At 67.3% G+C, this 24,416-nt stretch carries 17 protein-coding genes and 1 pseudogene; 8 read left to right on the top strand and 10 right to left on the bottom strand.

Going from position 1 to position 24,416, the window contains the following annotated elements:
- Positions 1-59: 59 nt before the first annotated feature.
- From HC251_RS07800 to HC251_RS07790, 3 genes are all read right to left on the bottom strand, one after another.
- Positions 60-2,168 (bottom strand): bi-domain-containing oxidoreductase, encoded by a 2,109-nt coding sequence (locus HC251_RS07800; protein ID WP_219944736.1) that lies wholly within the window; start codon positions 2,166-2,168, stop codon positions 60-62.
- A 192-nt stretch (positions 2,169-2,360) separates the two neighbouring features.
- Positions 2,361-2,996 carry a hypothetical protein gene (locus HC251_RS07795; protein WP_219944735.1) on the bottom strand — a complete coding sequence of 212 codons (636 nt, stop codon included), beginning with the start codon at positions 2,994-2,996 and terminating at the stop codon, positions 2,361-2,363.
- A 644-nt stretch (positions 2,997-3,640) separates the two neighbouring features.
- Entirely contained in the window at positions 3,641-4,915 is a 1,275-nt protein-coding gene (locus tag HC251_RS07790; RefSeq protein ID WP_219944734.1) for a DUF362 domain-containing protein, read from the bottom strand.
- 599 nt (positions 4,916-5,514) lie between these two features.
- Here HC251_RS07790 and HC251_RS26210 point away from each other — a divergent pair.
- Positions 5,515-6,672, top strand: a complete 1,158-nt coding sequence (locus HC251_RS26210) for a glycosyltransferase (RefSeq protein WP_370651277.1) — start codon at positions 5,515-5,517, stop codon at positions 6,670-6,672.
- Here the strand turns inward: HC251_RS26210 and HC251_RS07780 are convergent.
- Entirely contained in the window at positions 6,639-7,718 is a 1,080-nt protein-coding gene (locus HC251_RS07780; protein WP_219944732.1) for a glycosyltransferase, read from the bottom strand. The two genes, HC251_RS26210 and HC251_RS07780, sit on opposite strands and share 34 nt — an antisense overlap.
- Positions 7,719-9,897: 2,179 nt before the next feature.
- On the opposite strand from HC251_RS07780, the gene HC251_RS26205 reads away from it, so the two are divergent.
- The 5 genes from HC251_RS26205 (at position 9,898) to HC251_RS07755 (ending at position 16,729) form a co-directional block, all read left to right on the top strand.
- Positions 9,898-10,494 carry a class I SAM-dependent methyltransferase gene (locus HC251_RS26205; protein ID WP_370651276.1) on the top strand — a complete coding sequence of 199 codons (597 nt, stop codon included), beginning with the start codon at positions 9,898-9,900 and terminating at the stop codon, positions 10,492-10,494.
- 40 nt (positions 10,495-10,534) lie between these two features.
- Positions 10,535-11,764, top strand: coding sequence for an oligosaccharide flippase family protein (locus tag HC251_RS07770; protein WP_219944730.1), 1,230 nt, complete (start codon positions 10,535-10,537; stop codon positions 11,762-11,764).
- Positions 11,765-12,056: 292 nt separating this feature from the next.
- Complete coding sequence (locus tag HC251_RS07765; RefSeq protein WP_219944729.1) at positions 12,057-14,180, top strand: DUF4012 domain-containing protein; 2,124 nt, start codon at positions 12,057-12,059, stop codon at positions 14,178-14,180.
- 126 nt (positions 14,181-14,306) lie between these two features.
- Positions 14,307-14,825, top strand: a complete 519-nt coding sequence (locus tag HC251_RS07760; RefSeq protein ID WP_219944728.1) for a hypothetical protein — start codon at positions 14,307-14,309, stop codon at positions 14,823-14,825.
- A 143-nt stretch (positions 14,826-14,968) separates the two neighbouring features.
- Positions 14,969-16,729: a polysaccharide biosynthesis tyrosine autokinase gene (locus HC251_RS07755; RefSeq protein ID WP_219944727.1), complete on the top strand. Its 1,761-nt coding sequence runs from the start codon at positions 14,969-14,971 to the stop codon at positions 16,727-16,729.
- A gap of 10 nt (positions 16,730-16,739) precedes the next feature.
- Here HC251_RS07755 and HC251_RS07750 read toward each other — a convergent pair whose 3' ends face one another.
- Complete coding sequence (locus HC251_RS07750) at positions 16,740-17,687, bottom strand: hypothetical protein (protein WP_219944726.1); 948 nt, start codon at positions 17,685-17,687, stop codon at positions 16,740-16,742.
- Between the two features lie 248 nt (positions 17,688-17,935).
- Between HC251_RS07750 and HC251_RS07745 the strand changes: the two genes are divergently transcribed.
- Both HC251_RS07745 and HC251_RS07740 read left to right on the top strand, forming a co-directional pair.
- Positions 17,936-18,238 (top strand): hypothetical protein, encoded by a 303-nt coding sequence (locus HC251_RS07745; RefSeq protein WP_219944725.1) that lies wholly within the window; start codon positions 17,936-17,938, stop codon positions 18,236-18,238.
- Positions 18,160-19,050 carry a hypothetical protein gene (locus tag HC251_RS07740; RefSeq protein ID WP_219944724.1) on the top strand — a complete coding sequence of 297 codons (891 nt, stop codon included), beginning with the start codon at positions 18,160-18,162 and terminating at the stop codon, positions 19,048-19,050. The genes HC251_RS07745 and HC251_RS07740 overlap by 79 nt, the downstream gene beginning before the upstream one ends.
- Before the next feature lie 6 nt (positions 19,051-19,056).
- Here the strand turns inward: HC251_RS07740 and lipA are convergent, their stop codons facing one another.
- From lipA to mscL, 5 genes and pseudogenes are all read right to left on the bottom strand, one after another.
- A complete protein-coding gene (lipA, locus tag HC251_RS26200; RefSeq protein WP_370651284.1) occupies positions 19,057-20,001 on the bottom strand; it encodes a lipoyl synthase in 945 nt (314 codons plus the stop codon).
- A gap of 171 nt (positions 20,002-20,172) precedes the next feature.
- Positions 20,173-20,778: pseudogene (lipB, locus tag HC251_RS26195) on the bottom strand (lipoyl(octanoyl) transferase LipB); the annotation flags it as partial.
- Positions 20,778-22,289, bottom strand: coding sequence for a dihydrolipoamide acetyltransferase family protein (locus HC251_RS07730; protein ID WP_219944722.1), 1,512 nt, complete (start codon positions 22,287-22,289; stop codon positions 20,778-20,780). The pseudogene lipB and the gene HC251_RS07730, both read right to left, overlap by 1 nt.
- A 78-nt stretch (positions 22,290-22,367) precedes the next feature.
- A complete protein-coding gene (lpdA, locus tag HC251_RS07725) occupies positions 22,368-23,771 on the bottom strand; it encodes a dihydrolipoyl dehydrogenase (RefSeq protein WP_219944721.1) in 1,404 nt (467 codons plus the stop codon).
- Positions 23,772-23,945: 174 nt separating this feature from the next.
- A complete protein-coding gene (gene mscL / locus HC251_RS07720; protein WP_219944720.1) occupies positions 23,946-24,377 on the bottom strand; it encodes a large conductance mechanosensitive channel protein MscL in 432 nt (143 codons plus the stop codon).
- Between the last annotated feature and the right edge of the window lie 39 nt (positions 24,378-24,416).

Raw genomic sequence — 24,416 nt, 5'->3', positions numbered from 1 at the left:
GACCCGCAGGCGATCACTTTAGAGGGGCGCGCGCACGACTCCGCACTACTCGAGTTCCGTCAGGTGGATCCGGCCGCCTGGAGCGCCGCACGACTAACTTCTACCACCTCGTCGAACGGGATCGGAGGTGACCCTCCAGTGCGGACGGCCTCGATGAAGGCTGCCATCCCCGCAGTGTGGCCCTTGTCCTGCCGGCGGAGCCGCATGGTCCGCACCCCGGGCCAGCCGTAGGCGTGGAGCGTCCTGAAGTTGTCGTTGACAAGAACCCTCCCTGCGGCGAAAACCTCGACTCGTTCCTTCGGGAACCTCTTGGACCCCTCAGCCAGGTAGGCGATGGTCGCCGATGACCCGTCCTCGAAGGCCAGCACGATCATGGCGCTGTCCCGGGTCGCAGAGTCGATGTAAGTGGTCTCGACTCCGACGATCGGCGACCCGGTCAGATGGCGCGCCAGATCGATGAAGTGGCAGGCCTCGCCCACGATACGCCCGCCGCCGACGGCCGGATCCTGGGTCCAGTGAGTTGCGGGAATGGAGCCAGCGTTAACCGTGATGAGGACCGCCTTAGGCGCCGCGATGGTCGCAAGCAGTTCACGCATGCGCTTGGTGACCGGTGCGAAGCGCCGGTTGAAGCCGATTCCGAGAAGTGGGATTCCCCCCGCCGAACTGGTCATCTGCACCGCTGCGGCGACCACTCTGTCCAGCTGGTCGCCGGTGATGGCCAAGGGCTTCTCGACGAAGACGTGCTTTCCGCTGCGCAGAGATCGCTCAACCAAGTTTGCATGACTGTCGTGCCGAGTAGCAACCACAACTGTGTCGATGCCCTGGTCTTCGAACACCACATCGAGATCAGTGGTTGACCGCCGAGCACTGAAGCGGGATGCAGCCTGAGCAGCGGAAGGGCCCCGGCTCGCAATGAGATCTAGTTCTGCGCCTGCCTCGCGAACTGCCGGAATCAAGACCTGCGTCGAGTAGCTCCCGGCCCCCACAAAGGCCACTCGCGCACTACCGGGGGCCGCTGGGCGCGTGGGAATAGTGGTGCGGGCCAGCAACCGACCTGTTGGAGCTTCCTCCTCTGTCGGGTATCGCAGAACGATACCCAAAGCAGTGGGGTCGTCCACCAGTGTGTCGTAAGCCTTTACAGCATCGTCAAAGGGGTACTCGTGAGTGAGCAGCGGACCGACATCAAGCGCGCCACTCGACATCAGGTCGAGCACCGCCTCCATGTTCCTCCCGGCGGTCCAGCGCACGTGCCCGTACGGGTAGTCGCGCCCACCTTCGTACACAGGGTCGTAGCGGCCGGGCCCGTACGAGCACGAGACCTGAAACGACAGCTCCTTCTCGTAGAAGTCCGCTCGCTGGAGGTCCAGCCCCGTCACTCCGACGAGCACCACTCGGCCCTTCTGACGAGACATCTGAGCGGCTTGACGCACCGGTTCGCTCGACTTCGTCGAAGCAGTGATGATCACACCATCTACGCCGCGGCCACGACCAAACCTCGATGCCGCCGCCAGAACGCCTTCGCCAGCCTCGACCACCTCGGCCCCAAGAGCCGCCGCCAGTTCAAGCCGAGTGGGGTCGACATCGATGCCCAGCACTTGTACACCTTGCGCTCGAAGCAGCTGTGTCGTCAGGAGACCAATCAGTCCCAACCCCGTGACGACGAACCGCTCGCCGACTTCGGCCTGCGCCAGTCGAATACCCTGCAGCCCGACGCTGGCGATGCTCGCCAGAGCGGCATGATCAGGCGGCACCCCGTCAGGCACAGCGGCGCACAAAGTCTTTGGGACGGCCACAACCTCTGCATGGCTCCCGTTAGAGGCGACGAGCTGCCCCACACTGAGGTCAGGACAGCCTCCTGCGTCGACGATGACTCCGCAGTTTGCATACCCGAGCACCAAAGGCGAAGCAAGCTTCGACCGCACAGCGTCGACGGTCGGAAGCAGCCCATCGGTCCGCGCCTTGTCCACGACGTCGCGCACCCGCTCGGGCTGCTGCCGCGCCTTGCCCAGATACGATGCTCGCCCAAAGTCGGCCAGCATCCGCTCCGTCCCCGAAGAGACGACCGACGCAAGGGAACGAACGAGCACGTGCTCGGCCTCGCCGCTCGGAGCAGCGCCTTCGACGAGTGCGGCCGTACCGTCATCCAGACTCTGCTGCAGGAACCTCATGACACATCTTTGACCACGGAAGGGATGGCCCACAAAACGCAGCCGAAAAGAGGCGCCCAGCCACGGTCTACGCACCGCCTTCCCGCTACCGGTCCGACGGCAATCAATCGATCTGAACTATGCCGGGGCCACAATGAGGACCTGCGCTCCCGGAAGCGCCTTCACCCGAGCAGCAGAGCGCGTGACTAGACCCTATGCCGGGCCAGCGAGGCGCTGGTCAACCGTCACGACCTTCCCCCGACTAGATAACAGCGCCTCGCGCGACACGAACTCGCCTGCAACTGTCAAAGTGGAACCCACTCTGCTTTGAACATCTTCCACAGCCCGACGAAGCAGATCCCAGTCCTCTACGCCGTCTGCCACAGCAAGAAGCTTTACATCGCCTTGACGGACTTGTTGAAACTGGACAGCGACGAATTTGCCGAACAACGGGTTGTGGAAGTTCAGGGCCGTCGTCGAAATTGGCTCCCACGAGTGCCCCCAGAGGCTAGCCTGGTCCCACCTCCCCGTCAGTTGCATCGAGTACGCATAGGGTAAGCCGCACGGACAGGGTCCCGATCGAAGGTCCGCGGCATCCGCTGTGTCATACCGAATGAGTGGCATGGCCGCGCTAGTGAAGCCTGTTCCGATCAACGAGCCGCCCACCGATTCCGTCATACCATAGGTCGGGTAATAGTGATACGAAGAATTGTCAGAGCACATCTCGCCGAAGATCACCTTCTCAGACTGACCATACCAGCGGATAATCGCAGCGTTGGGAAAGACTTCTCGAAATAGCTCAACCTGCCAGCCAAAAGCCGCCTCGGAAGCCAGCAGCAGGGCGCGCACCCTACTAAGACCCTCGTGAGGGCCGGTGCGCTGCACCCATCTCGCAAACACGCCCATAGCTGAGGGATACCCCCAGATGGCACGTGGCTTCAGCTCGCGGGCCTGCCGAGCCACCTCGAAGAAAGTACTGTCACTCAACGCAAACGGAGAGACCGCCAGTTGATTGTACGTGGGGCCGAATGAGACGGGCGGGCTCGCAGGCCCTCTGCCGAAGCTAGAGCCGCGAAAGGAGATCTTCGGCGACGTTACACCCACGCCACCGGCCGACCACACCCGCTCGATGAACAACCACTCAGTCAAGATCGAGCTCAACGAGACCCGAATTGAAGTAGGTCGGCCGCCGGTACCACCGGTTGAGACGGATCGGGCGGGCACCCGCTTATCCACAAAGGCGGAGGGATCGTCGGCCACGTCAGTACGCGCAATCACTGGACAGGCTGTGAAGTCGCCAGGATGTGATGCATAAGCTCGCACGCGCCTCCTCGATCGATCGAGGAGCCGTTCTGCGTGACGCCTGGCCGCTGCAACTACTTCGTCAGGTGCTGCACTCTCCAGAGCTGATATTGCTTGCCGTCGCTGGTGTGCGATGGGAGAACGCAGGAGGGCTTCAAGCGAAATCCTCCCCACACGACCGTCAGCGGCTCTCATGTCGGTTGGTGGCTTGCCTGTAGTTCGATGTGACCCGCCCAGGCATAATGTGGTGCCACGGATGTGCGAATGTGCTCAGATGCTGCGCCTAGACGCAACTCGCCATCGAAGAGATTGGATACCACCTCGACATCTCGCCAGGGGTGGTGCGCTAGCGGAAGATGCCTGACAGAAAATGACCGCGCCACTATCGGGACCAGATCAGGGTCAAACCCGAGAAGACAACAAGCAGCTGCGTCAGCCGATGGGGCATTAGTACCAAAGATGACCGCCCCAAGCTCCACGGGGTCCGGATCGAGCGGGCCGGCGGCTTCGCCAGCGATGATCCCATCAAACAACACGAAATGCCTACGACGCGATGCTGTGCGTAAACCGCCAGCATCGTCGCCGTACACGAGCACCTTATTTAGGTCGAGACACATTCGCCACACCGTGTCGTTGCCCCACCAGTTGCCGCTCCTAATCGTTTCAGCTGCACCGCCGAAGACGCTCTCTCCGCCGCGACGGCTCATTTGGAGCAGCCGCACCCCGCCACGCGGCGCAACCGTAGCAAGCCGGCGTAGTACGGCAGCGCCTGCCCTCTCGACCCTATGGAGCACGCCGCGATCGGGACTCTCATCACCTCCACGTGCCGAGGGACCCTCGGTGTGGTGCGGAAGCCAGTTCTTGTCCCCATTCACACCAACGAGATTCTTCAATGCCCCGGTCATGCCCGCCTTCTTGTGCGACTTCAACTTCGGCAGGCTAAAGACTACGTCCGCTTGCATGACCGTCTTCGCGATCAGGTACTCATGTCGACCGCCCGAATGATGGCGGTTGACTTCCCTACTGTCGTAGTCAGCACCGTAGTAGCTACCTTCACCCCGATGACCAACGAACTCGCTTTGGCTACCTAGATCGAAGCGCACTCCCCCGGCGGGGTCGCCGCTCAATCGCCTGCGCTCGACAACTGCGCCCCCCTCCGAGATCCATTCTTCGTTTCGAAGGTCGAGATAGCGAAATCTAAGTCCGCGATCGCGATAAAAGCGTTCGATCGCGGCAAGACCTGTGTCCTCAAGAATAGTTGTCCAACTCGAGTCCGTCTGCGGGGCGTCAGCCACGATAATTTCGCCTTCGGGACCGACCGCTTTAAATACATAGTCAGCGACCGCACGAATCACTGAACCATGCGTCATGGTTACGTTGTGAGCGCGGCCGAATCGAGGGTGCTCAGCCTTGACTAGGTTCGGCTTCAGAAGAACCGATTCGCCAGTAGCAATCAAATCACCCAACGGGTTCCATAGGTGGGTCCCGTTCCTCGCCGCATCAAGACGGGCAAGAAGGAGCGCGCGTCGGACTAGATCGTAAGTCGAGTTGAGCGGCCCCACATCACTCCACGGATACTCCGGGTAGGCGGTATCAGGACTATATGGCGGCTCGTCAGGGTACGTCGTCGAAGGGTCTCGCAGAACTACCACAGTGCGGTCTTTCACTGCTCCCACCTCCAAGCTCGCATGACCATAGCACGGCCGGGACGCTACCTCGTCGTGCGTTAGCCCTTCCCCATACCACTACCTCGCCAGGCCTGCGTTGACCATCCTTCGGGTGTTGCGGGAACAGGCACCGCAGGGGCGACCGGGGTTATGCGCCCTACGCAAACCTCCAGTCTGGCTAAGGCGAGGGTCGGCTGCCTTCGCAAGCCCAACGGCAGAAGCGATCACCGGAAGCTCAGCGGTGGAGCCGGTTGCGAGCGCTAAGGCCCTGCGTTGGAAGCCTTGATGTGCGGATTCTTCGTTCGGACTACACCGCCGAGTACGATGACGGTCGGTTCACGAGTCCCGGAGTACAAGGTGCCCTATTACTCTGACCGCGCAGTTCGCTTCATCGACTCATGGCTGCACGGTCAATACGTGTCGTCCTGGATCGGCGTCCGGTGACGGGTGGACCGCGCCTCCTCATAGACTTGTCCGTCGCCCCTGCCGGCGGTGCCAGAGCCTTCGTGGACGGATTCACAAAGGGCCTCCTGGACAGTCCACTTGACGATGCGTCGCGGGTATCCCTCCTGTACGACGAAGACTGGGCTGAGCAGAACGAGGTGTTGTTCGCCCAGGCCAATTCGCGAGGTTTCAACGTTATTGCCCGCCACGTAGCTCCGCCAGGCACTTGGCGGGCGCGAGCTGGCCGCGGGCGTCTCCTGCGCGCAGCGTGTCGTGAGACACGTGCTGATATCGTGTTTTTGCCCCGAGAGTTCGCGCCTCGCTTGACCGTGCCTTTCGTCGTAATGGCCCGCAACCTATACGCTTGGTTGCCCCCTCCCGCAGACTCCGAGCACCGATTGACGTTGTGGCTGATGCGCAGGTCGGCCCATCGATCGGCCCGGCGTGCTGCCCGAGTCATCGCTGTATCCCGTGCTATCGCCAACTACCTCCCCGCCGGCTCCGCCTCCCCCGAGGTGATACCCCACGGATGCGATCTGCCCGCGGGTAAGCCTGTCCAATGGCCTCGCAGCGGAGTGCTCCGTGTAGTGATGCTTGCCACCGTTGCTCCGCATAAGGGTATAGCGTGTATTATTGATGCGATCGCTCTCCTGAGAACGGAACACGGCGTGTCCGCCGAACTCGCCATTTATGGGCCGGTCCCCGACAAGAGCCTTGCCGTCTCATTGCGTGCGCAATCACAAGCCGTGCTCGGATACGACGCAATCGCGGGGCCAGCACCACTCGATCGCCGGTCCGAGATTCTCGGAGCTGCGGATGTTGTCGCCATCGGAAGTAGCTACGAGAGCTTCTGCTTGCCCCTCGTAGAAGGAATGAGAGCAGGACGAGCCGTCTGGGCCCCGGCCTGCGACCTGGTTGAAGAACTGTGCGGCGATGTCGCCGTTAGATACGCCGAAGGTTCGGCGCGGTCGGCTGCCACGGAGATGGCAAATGCGTTACCGTCATTAGAGGCGCTGGGTAGTCAGGGCATCAAGAGATCCGATACCTTCCGATGGGATGAGATCGCTCAGCGCATTCTCTACACCCTTGATCGAGCCGCGACCGCCCGGTAGAGGTTGGCATACTGCTGTGCAACGTTCGCGGGAGAATAGCGCTGTGCGTTCTTTCGACCTTCAGCAACAAGTCGTAGCCGTTCGTCCTCGTCATAGAGTGCCAATCGCAGGCCTTCGGCGATGCTGGCGACGTCATCCGGATCCACCAGCACTGCGCCGGTACCTGCGATGGAATCCATCGGGGCGCGTCTTGAGGTCACCACAGGAAGGCCCAACTGCTGAGCTTCGACTATCGGCAAACCGAAGCCCTCGTACGTCGACGCAAACAGCAGAGCATCAGTACCCAGATACTCGTTAACGATCTCCGAGTCAGTTAAGTCGGAGACGACCGTGGCGTCGAGCTCCAAACTGCGTAGGAGCGCTGCATCACTCTCCGAGAGTTTGCCTACAATGCGCACACGCACGCCGACGTCAGATATCGCTCGCAACATGGCGGCGACGTTCTTGTTCGGTGCGGTCCCCACTATGAGGACCGTCGGCGAGTGCGCTTCGTCCCTATCGATTTCGGCCTGCTCTCCGGTGCCCTCTCTATCGATATTGAGCCGCGGGACTGCGCAGGGCACGACGGCGACCTTCTTCAGGGACGCCGGATACTCGCGACCAATCTCATTAGATACCGACTCTGAGAGTACCGTCACCCGAGCCGCTTGTCGGAGCGGCCAGCGGTACCAAATCGCAGACACGACCTTCCGGCGAACTCCGGACAACCGATGCAAGGAGGCTAGGTCTAGGACGGTAAGCAAGCAGCGGCGCTTTCGAACACCAATGGCACAGTACTGGATGTCGCCAGCGACGTGAACGACCTGGGCATCGAGTCGCGCCACAAAGAGTATGTTCCGCAACCGCGCAATGACACCGCTGCTGTGGTGAGGTGCCACCTCCACCTCCAGCCGGACAAGCTCTCGTAACGGAGGAAACATCGCCTCGAACGAGCGCTCGATGCTGACTTGGCCCGGCAGTGGACGACGCATCACAACGGCGACTTGAATGCTCGGAGGGCAGCTATCGACATTTGCCTCGCCGTGTTCGGATCTCCCGTTCGTCATCGTTGCGGCGTAGCCTGAATCGGACCTCTCGTATGCGAGATGGACCACTTTCGCCGCAGCGACGGATGGGTTCCACCTTCTTGTCGAGTGGGCGCGCTTGGTCCGACGACCGTTGAAGTCGCCTCGTCAGGACCCATCGACAAGGCTCTAGATGCAGACGACGGCCGGTGGAGCGAACTCACCTCCTTTACGGCCGCCGCAAACATGCAGGCGACGGCTAGAGCGAAAACGTCACCAGCACGTGCCGAACGCAGGAGTGGCCCACCGAAGCTTCCTATCGCCACAAACAGGAGTACTGCACCAACCCCAGACCGCTCACACGACCTCGGGATCGAGCGCCAACTACCAAAGACACATGCGGCAGCGCCCAGCCCCCACAATAGACCGCTAGCGATGGCAACGTCCATGTATCCATTGTCGAGTGCCTGAGTAGTGTTGTGAACCCCTCCTCCGACAAGGCCTGCCGACGCGCTGATCGAGTCAATCGCCAGACGAGGCAGCGACTCAGACCCGACGGCCCCTCGACCCGCAGTGAGGGTGCCTGTGTCACCGCGGACCACTCCGATTGCCCAAGATTGGAGCTGGGCCACGCCGCTTGGGTCCAAGAGGACCACTGCCCCCCAGGCTAGAAACGCAAGCAGCCCTACGAACCGCAACCAACTAAGTGCGCTGAGTGGGTGGCGTCGGCTTCGCAATCGACTCCAACTGAGCCACGCAATTGCGACTCCAATGCCGAGAAATCCAGTCTTCGTCAACGACAATGCACTTCCAACTGCCATGGCCGCCATTAGTAGCGAGGCCCGCCACGAGGAGTATGAGCCACGCTGCAACAGCCATACTATTACGATTGCTCCCAGCCCGTAGGCAAATCCGGCTTCGAGCGGTTGATTGAAGATGCCACTGTAGCGGCCCTGAGCCGCCGCCCGGCTTGCGACGTTATCCTCTACTGCCCCACTCCAGAACCATTTTGATAAGAAGTCGTTGAAGCCTAGGACGGATTGAAGGACTGCTATTGCTGAGTTGACCGCGAGCAGATGTACGCAGCCGCTTGCTAGCGATAGTCCCCGCATGCGGCTATCCCTAGACCTCACTAAGATGAAGTAGGACACACAAAAGATCGACAGAACGCGCATATATCCTAGTGCAGCGGAGTACCGGTTGTTCGGAGTCGTTGTCACCGACACGTCTAGCAGGGCGGTACTGGCGATTGCGGTTATCGTCGAGCCCAAGAAAAGCAATAGAAGCGCAATTGCGAAGAGGCGGGCGGGTACTGTCCATCGTGTCAGTCGTGCGGCCATTGCTGGAAGCATTACGATGAAGAGAAGGGGCGCGAGAACGTCTGCCAGACGCACACCCTGGCTGAAATAGGGCAATGCGAACAATGCGCTAGGCCAAGGCGTCATGTAGCGGCGCTATCTTGAACGATGGACGGAAGCATGCGTCACCCGACCGCCTTGGGTCAAGTTTCAGTTGTCTCGAGTCCGCTCAAGCGCTTGTACGAAAGCATGCATGTGCCTCCGGAGGGTGCTGAACGGCCACCTCGTCGTTGCTCGGCTACTTCCTGGGCGCTCGCCGAGGAGTTGGCGTTCTCGAGCCGGATTTGGCGTTCTCGAGTCGTGGCTTCGGCACCCGCCTGCTAGACGTGGCTTCGGCACCCGCCTGCTAGAGCAGACCGCGCAGGGGTCACCGTGTCCCCGATCCAGGTCATGCGATGTTTCGCCAGCTCGAGCCACGGCCGGGATCGCCGAAGCGCCCGCATGACGTCGACGCCGCATCCACTGCCCGTCGTAGCACGGTCCCGTCTATGAACGATGGATCACGCCCTATTTCGTGTGAGTTCCCCCTGAGCAGGTGGACCGGGGAGATCGCTCGGCCAAACGTTGTCCATAAGCCGCCGGTGGTGCGACGCTGGCGGTGCGAGTTGAGCGCTGAGGCCTCCATGACCTGCCGTCCGTTGCCTGATGCACTGCCCACCTTCGAGGCGCCGCCGACTCGACTGAAGGGACCGGCGCAACCCCAACGCACGGCTTGACCTGGCCGACGGCGTGCCATCGTGCACACCTCGGGCCTCTCGTCCGGCCAGCCTCCGGCCCCGTGCTTTGGAGGGCCGGCCCCCGGTGCGCAAGGGTGAACGTTAGTTGACTGAGCCACGGTCAGCGGAGGTTGAGGAGAATCGGCGATGGAAGCTCAAGGGCATGTCGGCCAGGTGTCCACGGCTCGGCCGGGAGGTCGGTCAATAATTGAGCGGCTCATCGCGGAGGGTCCTGACGGCTTGATACTTAACGTTGGCGCTGGCGTCGACTTAGTTTCTGCCCAGCGCCCCGGGCAGTGCGTAGTGGACTTCGACCTAGTGGTGCCCTCCAATCGGTCGACGCGGTTTGTAGTGGGCGAGGTCAATTCCACTCCATTGAAGAGTGGGATCTGCTCAATGATTCTGGCCAAAGACGTGTTGGAACACGTCAGCGACCCCATCGGGGCCATGCGCGAACTTCGACGCGTAGCACAAGACAATTGCCTATTGGTCGCAACTGTCCCGCGTGCGATCCCGCGAGTCGTATGGGACGACCCCACGCACGTACGTGGGTTCACCGCCAGAGCCGTGGCTACGCTCGTCGACAGCAGCGGGTGGACCCTCAACAACGCTCCCGGCCGCATCGGTGCGCTGCCGGGGGCAGGGCGGCTTCGTCTCGAGGGCTACCTCGAGACCTTGATGCGAGTGCCCGGGCTCGGCCACCGCTTCGGCACCAACTGGGTATTCCGGTGTACTCCTGCGTAGACCGTATAGCACAGACAGCACGGCAGCGACCTACGCGGTGGTGAAGATTGCGGCCATAGTCGGCAGGGGAACTAAGACCCGATTGCTGGAGGCGTCCCTCGTCCTGACCCAAGCAACCAGCGTCGTCGTCAGCGTCATCCTCGCCCGCGCCTTAGGTCCCGAGGGAAGGGGGGCCCTTGTTGTCTTGATGCTATGCACCCAGCTTCTGGGTTGGACAATGTCGTTCTCGCTTGACAAAGCCGTTCCGATCCTCTCCCGAACTACAGGCAGAGACAAGCGCCTCTATTACGCGACCGCATCTTCGTCGGCTCGGGCGGTGTCCGCGGTGCTACTCCCTGTGGCGACAGTCGGATTCGCACTCTGGACTGGCGAAGCGCTTCTCGCACTTGCCCTTGCGCTTGGCGGCGCCGCCGGGGCGGGATATGAAATGCGATTGAGCCAGCCGCTCACCGACGGGAACCTTGCCCGTTACTCGCTGCTGCGGATCGTCCAGCCGATCACCTATCTTGCGTTTACCGTCGCGGCACTGCTTCTGACGGCCTCGGCGCCGGTTCAGCTTCGTGTGGTCGTGTGCGGACTCGCAGCCGCAGCGTCGATTGGGGCGGCCTATATTGCTGCAGGACGGCGCCTCTGGGACAGACCTATTCCCTCGCGCTCACTCCGGCGTTCAGTCCTGCGTTTTGGTGCGACCGTACATGCGAGCACTGTCTTTCAGTACCTCAACGCCCGGCTAGACGTTCTCCTTGTTGCAGTTCTGTTCAACCAACGAGATGTCGGGATCTACGCCGTTGGTGCCGCGGCCGGTCAGGCCCTCGTTTTCATGGGGTCGGCCGGGATCGCCAGAGGGCTCGCCGGAGCTGCTAAGCGCTTCGACATCGCGGGCATTCTCGCAGTGTGCGTGATCGCTCTGATCGGAGCAGCTATTGCACCGGTGGCTGTCCCGCTGGTCTTTGGGGCCGATTTCGCCGATTCTGTCCCGATCGCTCGCGTCCTTCTCTTGGGCGGGGTCCTTGGCTATGGCAGCGCGGCGGCGAACGGCCGACTGCTCGGAGCTGCCCGCCCCTCGGCGGCCGCCTTGGCGCAGGCAAGCGGTGCAGCCGCCCTGGTGCTCGGCGTCACCGTGTTCCATGCATCGCTACTCGCCGTCTCCTTTAGCGCAGCCGCTTCCTATGGAGTGTCGATGGCCGTCGGCGAGGCGCTTCTCCGGCGGGACTCCAACGGTCGAATCGAGCGCCGTGCGCTACCCCACGTGCCGGTGCCACCCGAATGATCACAAAGGTCGGCAACCGGGGGCGAGCATTGCTCCGGGTGGCATTGGCGATAACGTCGGCGGCTCTCTGCCCACCGGGGATCATCTCGAGGTTTCAAGTTGCATGACCACATTTGACGGCGGGGTCGCCGTAGAGGCAGGTCCTCGAAAGAGGAGTCGATCACGGCGCCAGCAGCGCTGGACCGCTAGGCTTATCGCGGCCTTGGCCGCTGTGGGGGCAGTTCTTGCCGGTGCGGCGCCAACCGGCACTGCTGGGATCGACCCGCTTCTTACCGCTGCCTTCGCCGCTGTCGTGACCCTCGCTGCCGGAAAGGCGCGCCGCTGGCCCGTCCTTTCCCTTCCGGTCGCAGCCGTGGTCCTGGCTTCGGGGTGGACCGTCGTGCCGGCTCTTGCGTCGGCGGCCACCGCGATTGTCGGCGGCAGCCGCAAGCGCCGGGAGCGGGTGTGGGGCGCAGCCACCGCGGCGTTGGCCCTCCAGTCCATGCTGCGCAGCGGCGAGCTCGGCCCCTTCGGCTTGCCGACGATGATCGTGGCTCTCGCCGTCACCCCGGTTGTCATTTCGGCCTACCAGATCTCTCAGCCGTCGACTCGCCGCCGTTACCGCCGCATCGCCTTCGGCGTCGCCGGTGCAACGGCCCTGGTCTGCCTGGCGTACGGGGGGCTGGTCGCATTTGTGGTTGGGGACGTCGATCGGGCCACCGCCGACGCCCGCCAGGGGCTCACGGCCACCCGGGAAGGCGAGACCGGCAAGGCCCGGGCTGCCTTTCGGCGAGCAGCCACTGACTTCGATAACGCTGACTCGCTGCTCAACGCCTGGTGGGCTGCCCCTACTCGTGCCGTTCCTATTCTCTCGCAGCACGCCCGCGCGCTTGGCGGCGCAGCATCAGAAGGCCGGGAACTCTCCGTCACCGCCGACGAAACCTTGGTCGCGGCCGACTATGAGAATCTCCGCTACGCCAGCGGCCGCTTCGACCTGGCCCGCATCGAGTCGGTCCAGGAGCCCCTCTCCCGCACGCTCGCGTCCCTGACGTCGGCGCGAGGCTCTCTTGCCGACGACGACTCGCCGTGGCTCCTCCCCCCGCTGGACGACGCCCTCGCCGAGCTCGACGCCGAGCTGCGCGACGCCCAGGACGAGGGCGAGCTGGCCAGCCAGGCCATCGAGGTGGCGCCGGGGATGCTGGGGGCCGACGGTCCCCGGCACTATTTCATCGCCTTCGTGACCCCGGCCGAGCTGCGTGGGTCGGGCGGCTTCATGGGCAGCTGGGCCGAGGTCACCGCCGACGGTGGGCAGCTGCGGCTCACCAACTCCGGTCCTGTACGTGAGCTGTACGACCGCTACCCACCCGATGGCATCCAGCTCACCGGGCCGGAGGACTACCTGTCCCGCTTCGGCCCCTACGTGGAGGATGGACCGCTCTTCATCGGCGACTTCGGCTACGCCGCCCACTTCCCCAACTCCGCCGAGGTGATGGCCCAGACCTACCCGCAGGTGGGAGGTCCGGAGGTGGACGCCGTCATCAGCATCGACCCCATCGCCCTCGCCGCCCTCCTCGAGTTCACCGGGCCCGTCACGGTGGATGGCTTCGGCCAGCCTCTCGACGCCGACAATGCCGCCGACTTCCTCCTCCGAGACAACTACCGGTTGTTCCCGGACAGCGACACCCAGAACGACGCTCTCGCCCAGCTGGTGGAGACCACCTTCGATCAGCTCACGACCGGCGACCTCCCTGGTCCCCGCCGGATCGCAGACGTCCTCTCCCCTGTCACCCGCGAGGGCCGGCTCCGGATGTGGTCGCCTAATCCTGCGGAGCAGGGGCTGTTGGCGCGTGTCGGCGCGACCGGTGCGTTCCCCGAGCCTCGTTCCGATCACGACTTCCTCGCCGTCTCGAGCCAGAACTCGGGCAACAACAAGATCGACGTCTACCAGAGCCGCTCGATCGACTACTCGGTGAGCCTCGACGACGACGGAGGGCTAGAGGCCACCGCTGCGGTGACGGTGCGGAACGACCCGCCGCTCGACGGGTCGGTCCCGGACTACGTCGTCGGCAACAGCCAAGGGGACCCGATCGGAACCAACCGGATGCTCCTGTCGGTGCACACGCCCCACCTGCTGAAGGGGGCCACCGTCGACGGTTCGCCTGTCGGGATCCAGTCCCACTCCGAGGGCGGGTACCGGGTCTACACCGCCGAGGTCGTCGTCCCCCCGGGCGGCGAAACCACCCTCGAACTCACCCTCAGCGGCGCCCCGGGCACAGGCCGTGGTGGCGAGTACATCCTGGACCTCGCCCCGCAGCCCACCGTCACCTCGGACGAGCTCACGGTGAACCTCGACCCGGGCTCCGGCGAGGTCGAGACCGAAGGGCCCATCGACGTGCTCGGTCGCGGCAGCCTCCGCATCCGACCTTCATCTGGGTGACCAGGAGCCGATAGGGCAGGGGCGCCAACTCGAGGGTGCTGGACACAGCACCCCTCCGCACACCACACTGTCCCCTTGACCCGGGCGAGCGCTCGGCGGGCTGTCCCGGAAGGACTCTTCACTCCTATGACCAAGAAGCTTCTGCTCCTCACCACCCTCGTGGTCGGTGTCTTGGCCTTCTTCGCCGGGCCCGCCTCGGCGCAGTACCCCGACGCCCCGACGGCCGTCATCGACTCCACCAGCGTCCTCGCCGGTGGCGTCGTGAACATCACCGGTGACAACTGCTTCGACACCGACAGCGTGCCCGTCCTCCTCGAGGGCGAGCAGATCGGCAGCCTGCCCGTTGCCGACGACGGCACCTTCGGCGGCGCCGTGACCATCCCCTCCGATACCGACCCGGGCACCTACACGCTCGAGGCGATCTGTGGCGAGACCGTGCTCTCGATCGAGATCACGGTCTCGGCTGCAGGCGTCACTCCCGGGCCTGGCGGCCCCGGCGCCATGGGGCCCGGCTCCACCGGCGATGATGCCCTGGCCCGCACCGGCACCGGCATCGACGGCCTCCTGAAGGTCGGTGGCGGCCTACTCGTCGCCGGCGCAGCGGCCACCCTGCTCGCCACCAAGCGGCGCACCGCCACCGCCTGAACACCCAGAACCCGCTGAGTCGACCCGGTGCCCTCCCGGCACCGGGTCGACTCGCGTTCGGGGGGACCTCTCACCGAGCTCGGCCGCTCGACAGCGCGCCGCCGACCCATGACCGCAAGGACCTGCCCTCTACCATGCAACCGATGATCGACCCGCGTGAGCCCGACGAGCTCGAGCTCCGCGACTACCTGGCCGTCCTCAACCGCCGGCGACTCACCATCGCGCTCACGACGCTCATCGTCGTGGTCCTCGCCCTGGTGTACTCGTTCCTCCAGACGCCCACCTACCGGGCGACGGCGGAGGTCCTGCTCCAGGGCGAGAACGCCGAGGACCTGCTCAGCGGATCGGAGAACCAGGCGGCCAACAGCCAGACGCTGCAGAGCCGGGTGCTCACCGAGATCGAGGTCATGCGGTCCCGCTCGGTCCGCGACGCCGTGCGCGACGAGCTCGGCTACGTCCCGTCGGTGTCTATCTCGCAGAAGGGCGAGACGGCGGTCGTCAGCCTCAGCGCCACCGACACCGAGCCCGAGCGGGCGGCCGAAGAGGTGAACGTCTTCGCCAGCACCTTTATCGACCTGCGGCGCAACGCCAACGTGAGCACGCTCGAGGAGGCGATCGCCATCCTGACCGAGCAGGTCAGCTCCCTCGACACACAGCTCGACGAGGCCGACGCCGTGGTCGAGGAGCTCGACGCCCAGATCGCGACCGCCGACCCGGCGTTCGTCGACGTCGACGCCCTCACCCGCCAGCGGGACCAGGCCATCGCCGAGCGCGACGCCGCCCGGCTCTCGCTGCAGACCCAGCGGGCGGGCTACGCCGAGCAGCTGGGCCAGCTCCAGCTCTCGCTCAACGCCGCCCGCACCGGCGGTGGCGAGGTCGTCTCCGAGGCCACCGTGCCCGGTTCGCCCTTCGCCCCCGACCCCTTCCGCAACGCAGCAGTCGCCCTCGTGCTCGGTCTGCTCCTCGGCGCCGGCCTGGCCTTCCTCCGGGAGTACCTCGACGACCGGATCCGCTCCAAGGACGACGTCGACGCCACCACCGGTGGGACCGACGTCCTCGGCCTGATCCCCAAGGTCGAGACCTGGCGGAACCGGAGCGAGACGCAGCTGGTCTCGATGTCGGCGCCGAAGTCGTCTGTCGCCGAGGCTTACCGGGCACTGCGCACGTCTCTCCAGTTCATCGGCGTGGACCGGCCGCTCCGGCTGATCCAGGTCACCAGCGCCTCGGCGTCGGAGGGCAAGACCACCACCCTGGCCAACCTCGGCGTGGCCCTCGCCCGGGCGGGCCACCGCGTCATCGTGGTCGACTGCGACCTGCGCCGGCCCCGGCTGCACCAGTTCTTCGGGCTAGACAACCACGTCGGGCTGACCTCGATCATCCTCGGTGAGCGGGACTTCGAGCACGCCATCCAGCCCGTGCCCGAGGTGCCCCGCCTCGCGGTCCTGGCGTCGGGCCCGCCGCCGCCCAACCCCTCCGAGCTGCTGTCCACCCGCAGCGCCCAGGCCCTGCTCGGCTCGCTCGCCGACCACGCCGACTACGTGCTGATCGACTCCCCGCCGCTGCTGCCCGTGGCCGACTCGGTGATCATCGCCCGGACCGTCGACGCCACCGTCCTCGTCACCACCGTCGGCAGCACGACCAAGCGCAACCTCCGCCGCTCCCTCGAGCTGCTCGACCAGGTCGACGCCCCCCTCGTGGGGGTGGTCCTCAACGGCCTCGAGGCCGAGGACGCCTACGCCTACGCCTACGGGTACGGCTACTACGGCCAGGCCAACGGCAGCCCCGACCACTCGGCCGGACGGGGCCTGTTCAGTCGCCGTCGCGGGGTCCGATCGCATGCCTCCGCCGCCGAGGTCGCCGCCGCACCGCTCCCCTCGAGCGAAGAGGACGTCTACCGCAGCTGATCGCCGCTCCCTAGACCCGCACTGCGAGACCCACGGCGGGAGCGAGCGGGAGCACGGTCGGGCCCAAGGGCAGCGCAGCGACCAGCCGTTCACGAGCTCTGCCGTCACCCGGTCCGACGATCGTCACGCTGCCGCCGGTGCCGCCGGCGCCGTTGACCTTCCAGCCGGCCGCTCCGTGGGCCAGGGCGGCGGCGCCGACAGCTCGGGCGTCGGCGCTGACCAGGTCGGGGTGGAGGCGGGCCTGGGCCTCGGTGGCCTCGGTGAGGACTGCGCCCCAGGCGTCGAGGTCCCCGGCGGTCAGGGCGTCGCGGGCGTTGCCGGCCAGGGCCGTCAGGTCGGCGAGGACCCGGTGGACGTGGCCGTCGCCGGCCTCGGCCCGGGCGATGACCACCCGGTGGCGGGCCGAGCTGTCGTGGGCGCCGCCGAGGTGGACGGTGACCAGGCGCTCGGCCAGCCCGGCGGGGGCCGCGACCGCCGACCGCCGCCACTGCGGGAACGGGCCCACCTCGATCCACGACACGCCCCCGTGGGCGGCGGCAACGTGGTCCTGGACCCCGCTCTCCCGCCCGGCGGCCTGCGTCTCGACCTCGTGGGCCCTCCGCGCCGCCTCGTCGGGCGCGAGCGTCTCGCCGTCGATGGCGGCCAGCGCCGCCACCAGTGCGACCAGCACCGCCGCTGAGGTGCCCAGGGACGACCCTGGCGGCACGGCCGCGCTGACGTGGACGTCCACCCCCTCGCCGCCCCAGGCCGCCACGGCGTGGCGCAGCAGGGCACCGTCGCCGACCTGCGGGTGCACGAGCCGCACCTCGGCATCGTCACGCCGCCGGACCTCGACCCGGGCGCCGGGGCCGACGGCCACGTTGCACACCGCCCCGCCGCCGGCGAACCAGGTGTCGGTCCAGCCGCCGACGTCGGCCACCCGCACGGGGGCGGTGGCCACGACCTCAGCGGGAGCCACGGCCCTCCCCCGTCGCTCGGGAGCGCTTCGCCACGGACGACCGGATCACGGGAGCATCCTGGCCGACCACACTGACCTGCGATGACACGCCCCGGGGGTCGGGGGTGTCGGCCGTCACCCGACCTGCCCGCTGGGCCGATGAGCAGCTCCCTGTCCTCGCCGTCGGCCGGGGGTGAGGCCGCCTCCCCCAGACGGCCCACTCTGGCCCCATGCTCTTACTCTCCGTAGCAGGATGGCGACAGAGCGTCATGAGACGACTTCGCTCCTCCTTCGTCGCGGCGATCATGCTGGCCCTAGCCGCGACCACGGCCGCCTGCATCCCCGCCCCCACGCCCCCGCCCGCCCCCGCCACCCCCACCACCCGCTCCGGGATGTGGCTCGACCCCTCCGAGGTGATGGCGCTGCCGATGTCCGGGGCGGCGTGGGACAGGGTGCGCGCCACCGCCCACGCCGACTGGGGCCAGGTCGAACTGTGGACAACAACAGCCGCCACGACACCTCGGTCCTGGCCGGTGCCCTCGTCGCCGTCCGGACCGGCGACGCCCGCCTGACCGCCCGGGTCCGCACCGCCCTGAACGAGGTGGCGACGACGACCCGCTTCGCCCGGGTCCTGGAGATGAGCCGCAACATCCCCTCCTACGTCATCGCCGCCGACCTCGTCGGCCTCCCCAGCACGGACGACGCCCGCTTCCGCCGGTTCCTCTCCGAGGTGCGGACCAAGCCCCTGCAGGGGCACTCCGGCGGCAACAGCCTCGTCGGCACGGCCCTGCGCTCGCCGGGCAACTGGGGGACCATGGCCCGGGCCGCCCTCGTGGCCATCGACATCTACATCGACGACCGCACCCAGCTGACCACCGTGGCCAACGCCCACCGCGCCTACCTGGGCGAGGACGTCCCCAACCAGCTGGTGTACAGCTCGACGACCTGGCACGGCGACGCCGACGACCAGGCCGGCATCAACCGCCGCGACGTCGTCCTCGCCGGACGCTCGGCCGACGGCATCATCCCCGAGGACCAGCGGCGCACCGCCGAGCTCACCTGGCCCGCCCCGCAGGGCAGCTACCCGTGGGAGGCCCTCCAGGGCGCCATGGTCACCGCCGTCCTCCTCGACCGGGCCGGCGAGGTCCCCTTCACCGCCGGCGACGACGCCCTGCTGCGCGCCTTCCGGTGGCTCTCGGGCCCCAACGCCAACCCGGCCGAGGGCGACGACACCTGGCAGCCGTGGCTCATGAACAGCATCCGGGGCACCAGCTTCGCCACGTCCCCGGCCACCTCGACCGGCAAGAACATGGGCTGGACCGACTGGACCCACGCACCCGGCTCCCGGGCGGCAGGGTCGCAGATGGCCGGCGCGGCGGGCTGAGCGCCCTCAGCCCAGGGCGACCGGGGTCTCGGGGAGGGACCCGGTCGCCCGGCCGGTGCGCGAGTGCTCGAGCGCGTCGCGGGCGTGGTAGCTGCTGCGGGTGAGGGGGCTGGCCTCGACGTGGCCGATGCCCATGGCCTCGCCCCGGGCGGCGACCTCGTCGAGCTCGGCGGGGGTCCACCAGCGGGCCACCGGCAGGTGGTGCGTGGTGGGCCGCAGGTACTGGCCGATGGTGACGATGTCGGTGCCGATGGCGGCCAGGTCGGCCAGGGACTCGACCAGCTCGTCGATCGTCTCGCCCAGGCCCACGATCAGGCTCGACTTGGTGGTCAGGCCGTCGGCCTTGGCCCGGGCCAGGACCGAGAGGCTGCGGGCGTACGACGCCGACGGGCGCACCGCCCGCTGGAGGCGGGCCACCGTCTCCAGGTTGTGGTTCAGCACGTCGGGGCGGGCGTCGAAGATGATGCCCAGGGCGTCGGGGTCGCCCTTGCAGTCGGGGATCAGGACCTCGACCGCCGTGCCCGGCCGGCGGGTGCGGATGGCCCGGATGGTGGCGGCGAAGGCCTCGGCCCCACCGTCGGCCAGGTCGTCGCGGGCGACGGCGGTGACGACGGCGTGGGCCAGGCCCATGCGCTCGACCGCCTCGGCCACCCGGGCCGGCTCGCCGGGGTCGAGGGGCTGGGGGTGGCGGGTGTCGACCAGGCAGAACCCGCAGGCCCGGGTGCAGCGCTCGCCGTTGATCATGAACGTGGCCGTGCCGTCGGCCCAGCACTCGAAGATGTTGGGGCAGCCCGCCTCCTCGCACACCGTGACCAGGTCGAGGTCGCGGAGCGTGCGCTTGAGCCGGACGTAGTCGTCGGTGATCTTGACCCGGGCCTTCATCCACTCGGGCTTGCGCTCGGCGATGGCCACGCCCTGGCCCACACCGGCCTCGGCGAGCCGCCCGAGCAGCCGCACCGAGGTGCCCTCGGCCGCCGCCACTTCGTGGCCCTCAGGCACGCGTTCGCCCGGGCCCTCGCCGCGGGAGAACGGAGCGAGGTCGTCGGCCCGCTCCCGCCAGACCACGTCGGCCCGGTCGACCCCGCCGCTCCCCCACCGCTCGGCGGCCAGGCGGGCCACCACGTCGGCCACCTCGTGCATGGTGGCGTCGACGCCCTCGGCCCGCAGCGAGGTCACGGGCCGATCGGCGATGCCGCACGGCACGATGCCCCGGAACATCTCCATGTCGGGATCGACGTTGAGGGCGAAGCCGTGCTTCGAGCGGCCCCGGGTGAGGCGGACGCCGATGGCGGCGATCTTGCGGGGCTCCAGGGTGTCGAGCCCCACCCACACCCCCGGGTACTCGGGCAGGCGGCCGGCGGGCAGGCCCAGCTCGGCCAGGGTGTCGATCACCAGCTGCTCGACCGAGCGCACGAAGGCGACGGTGTCGGGCTTCGAGCCGCCCCGGGCGCCGGGCACGGTGAGGATCGGGTAGCCGACCAGCTGCCCGGGCCCGTGGTAGGTGACGTCGCCCCCCCGGTCGGCCCGCTCCAGCTCGGCCCCCACCTCGGCCGGGGGGACGAGCACGTGGGCCATGTCGGCCCGCACGCCGAGGGTGAACACCTTGGGGTGCTCGACGAGGAGCAGGTGGTCGTGACCCGGGGTCGCGTGGAGCCCGTCCTGGAGGGCGAGCGCGTCGCGGTAGCGGACCCGCCCCAGCCACCTGATGTGGAGAGGCGGTCGCTCCACTACAGCTCTGCTTCCCAGTCGCGCTGCTCGAGGATGTCGACGACCTTGCGGAGGAAGGCGGCGGCGTAGGCGCCGTCGAAGGCCCGGTGGTCCCAGGTCAGCGACAGGTTGGCGATCGAGCGGATGGCGATGGCCTCGTTGCCGGCGCTGTCGGTGACCACCACCGGCCGGCGGGTCACACCCTCGGTGGAGAGGATGGCGACCTGGGGCTGGTTGATGACCGGCATCTGCACGAACGTGCCCGACGCCCCGGCGTTGGTGATGGTGAAGGTGCCCCCGCTGATGTCGTCGGCGGAGAGCTTCCGGGTGCGGGCCTTGCCCGCCAGGTCGGCGATCGAGCGGGCGATGGCCGGCAGGCGCAGGTCCTGGGAACCGTGGATGACCGGCACGATCAGGCCCTCGTAGTCGAGGTCGACGGCGATGCCCAGGTTCACCTGGTGGTGCACCACCAGCTCGCCCTCGCCCACGCTGGCGTTCATGTGGGGAAACTCGTCGATGGCGTCGACGAGCGCCCGGGCGATGAACGGCAGGTAGGTGAGGCTGATGCCGGCCTCGGCCTTGAACCGCTCCTTGTGGGCCCGGCGGACCTTCTCGACCCCCTCGAGGTCGACCTCCATCACGGTCAGCACGTGGGGCGAGGTCGCCTTGGACCGGACCATGTGCTCGCCGGTGCGGCGGCGGATGTTGTTGAACGGGACCGACGAGTCGGTCTCGCCCGGGGTCGACGGCGTGACCCGCTGCGGGGCCGGGGCCGCCTTGGCCGCCGGGGCGGCGGGCTGGACGGCGGCCGGCGCGGCCTTGGCGGCGGGGGCGGGCGCCTCCTTGGCGGCCGGGGCGGCGGGGGCCTGGGCGGCACCACCGTCGGGGCCCTCGACGGCGGCGAGGACGTCGTTGCGGGTGATGCGCCCACCGGCGCCGGTGCCGGTGATCGAGCTCGGGTCGAGGTCGTGCTCGGCGATCAGGCGGCGGACGACGGGCGACAGCACCATGCCCTCGGTGCTGCTCGGTGCGCTCTCGGCGGCCTTCTCCGGCTCGGGGGCGGGCTCGGGGGCCGGCTCGGGCTCGGCGGGCTGCTCGTCACCGGACGCACCGGTGGCGGCGGACCCGTCGGCGTCGCCGCCGGCCTCGGCGGCCGGGGCGGGGGCCTCGGGCTCGGTCGGGTCGCCGGCCTCCTCCTCGGCCTGGGCCTCCTGGGCCTCGGCCGCCTCGGGCTCGTCGGCCTCGGCCTGGTCGGCGGGGGCCTCGGCCCCGCCACCGTCGCCGCCGGAGGGGGCGGCGCCGTCACCGACGACGGCGAGGACGGTGCCCACGTCGACGGTGTCGCCCTCCTCGACCTTGATCTCGGTGATGGTGCCGCTGACCGGCGAGGGGATCTCGGAGTCGACCTTGTCGGTGGAGACCTCGACGATGGCCTCGTCCTCGGTGATCTCGTCGCCGACGGACTTCAGCCACTTCGTGATGGTGCCCTCGGTGACGGTCTCCCCGAGCTGGGGCATCTGGATCTCGGCCATGGGCGGGGGGCTCCTCGTGCGGGTCGGTTCCTCGCTCGACCGTATCGGCTCCGCAGGCCGGTCGTGGCCGGGGAACCTCTACCCGTGCAGGCCGCGCCCGGTGAGGGTGAGCACGGTCTCGCCGAAGTTCTCCGACAGGCTCGGGTGGGGCTGGATGAACTGGGCGATCTCGTCGATCGTGGCCTCCCAGTTGACCGAGAGGTAGCCCATGCCGAGCTGCTCGGTGACCCACGGCCCGGCCATGTGGACACCGAGGACCTGGCCGCCGGTGCCGTCGTCGTTCTTGGCCGCGATGATCTTCACCAGGCCCTCGGTCTCGCCCAGGATCATGGCCCGGCCGTTGCCGGCCCACCGGTGCTTGGAGACGACCACGTCGTGGCCGGCGGCCTTGGCCGCCTCCTCGGTGAGGCCCACGAAGGCGACCTCGGGGTGGCTGTAGATGCACCACGGCACCCGGCCGTAGTCCACCGGCACGCAGGGCTCGCCCATGATCTGCTTGATGACGAGGATCGACTCGGCGTAGGCCACGTGGGCCAGGCCGGGGGTGGCGATCAGGTCGCCCACGGCGAACACGCCGTCGACGCCGGTGCGGCAGTACTCGTCGACCTTGACGAAGCCCCGCTCGTCGACCTCCACGCCGGTGCCGTCGAGGCCCAGCGAGTCCGATAGTGGGCGCCGGCCGACGGACACGACGACGGTGTCGGCCTCGACGCTGTCGCCGCCCTCGAGCTCGACCCGGACGCCGCCGTCGACCTCGGTCTGGCCGGTGACCTTGACCCCGGTCTTGATGGTGATGCCCCGCTTCTCCAGCGCCCGCTTCACGACCTTGACCACGTCGGAGTCGACGCCGGGCATGATCGCCGGCAGGGCCTCGAGGATGGTGACCTCGCTGCCCATGTCGACGAAGGTCGAGGCGAACTCGCAGCCGATGGCGCCGCCGCCGACGACGACCACCCGGTCGGGGAGCTTCTCGAGCAGGAAGACCTCGTCGGAGGTGAGGATGCGGTCGCTCACGTCGAAGCCGGGGATGGTCCGGGGCACCGAGCCCGAGGCCAGGATCACGTTGGCGGCGTCGATCGTGGTCTCCTCGCCGTCGGCCCCCTTGACCGTCACGGTCGAGTCGGCGCCGAGGGTGCCGGTGCCGTCGAACACGGTGACCTTGCGGTTCTTGAGCAGGCTGCCCAGCCCGTTCACGAGCTGGTCGACGACCGACCACATGCGGTCGGTCGAGGTGCCGAAGTCGAGGGTGATGTCGCCCGAGGCGTTCACCCCGAAGCGGTCCGACTCCCGCACGGTGCGAGCCACCTCGGCGGTCTGGAGCAGCTCCTTGGCCGGGATGCACCCCCGGTTGAGGCAGGTGCCGCCGATGCGGCGGTTCTCGATCATGGCCACGTCGAGCCCGGCGGCGGCGCCGTAGAGGGCGGCGGCGTAGCCACCCGGACCACCACCGATGATGACGAGATCGTGCTGCTCACTGGCCATGCGGCCGACCCTACCAACGCCCCCGCCGGGCGCGACCCGCCGGAGGCGGCCCCGTCTACCGGCTGGCCAGGACCACCTGGAGGGCGAACGCCAGCAGGATGGCCAGCCCGCAGCACAGGGCCGCGGCGATCAGTCGGCGGGTACTCATGGGCCGCCGACGTTAGGACGTCGGGGTCAGCGGAGAGGAGCGCCGCCGCCGGGGCGGCCGGCGAGGGAGTCGCGGATCTCCCGCAGCAGGACGACCTCGGCCGAGTCCTCCTCGGTCTCCTCGGTCTCGCCCTTGCGCCGCGACATCTCGACCATCTTGTTGTAGGCCTTGACGATCAGGAACAGGATGAACCCGATGATCAGGAACGAGATGATCGTGTTCAGGAAGGCGCCGTAGCGGATCTCGCCGTCGCCGATGTCGAGGGTGAGGCTGTCGAAGTTCGGCTGGCCGCCGATGGCCGCGATGATCGGGGTGATGACGTCGGCCACCAGGCTGTCGACGACCGTCTTGAAGGCCAGGGCCAAGATCAGCCCGACGGCGATCTCGACGAGGTTGCCCTTCATGATGAAGTCCTTGAACTCCTTGAGCACAGCAACAACCTCCGTGGTGTGGGTCACACGCAGGGTACTCCTCGCGCCCTTGTGCGTCGGGGACCG

It is taken from the genome of Iamia sp. SCSIO 61187 (assembly GCF_019443745.1).
Classification (GTDB): Bacteria; Actinomycetota; Acidimicrobiia; order Acidimicrobiales; family Iamiaceae; genus Iamia.
This window is presented reverse-complemented; position numbering and strand designations above follow the sequence as displayed.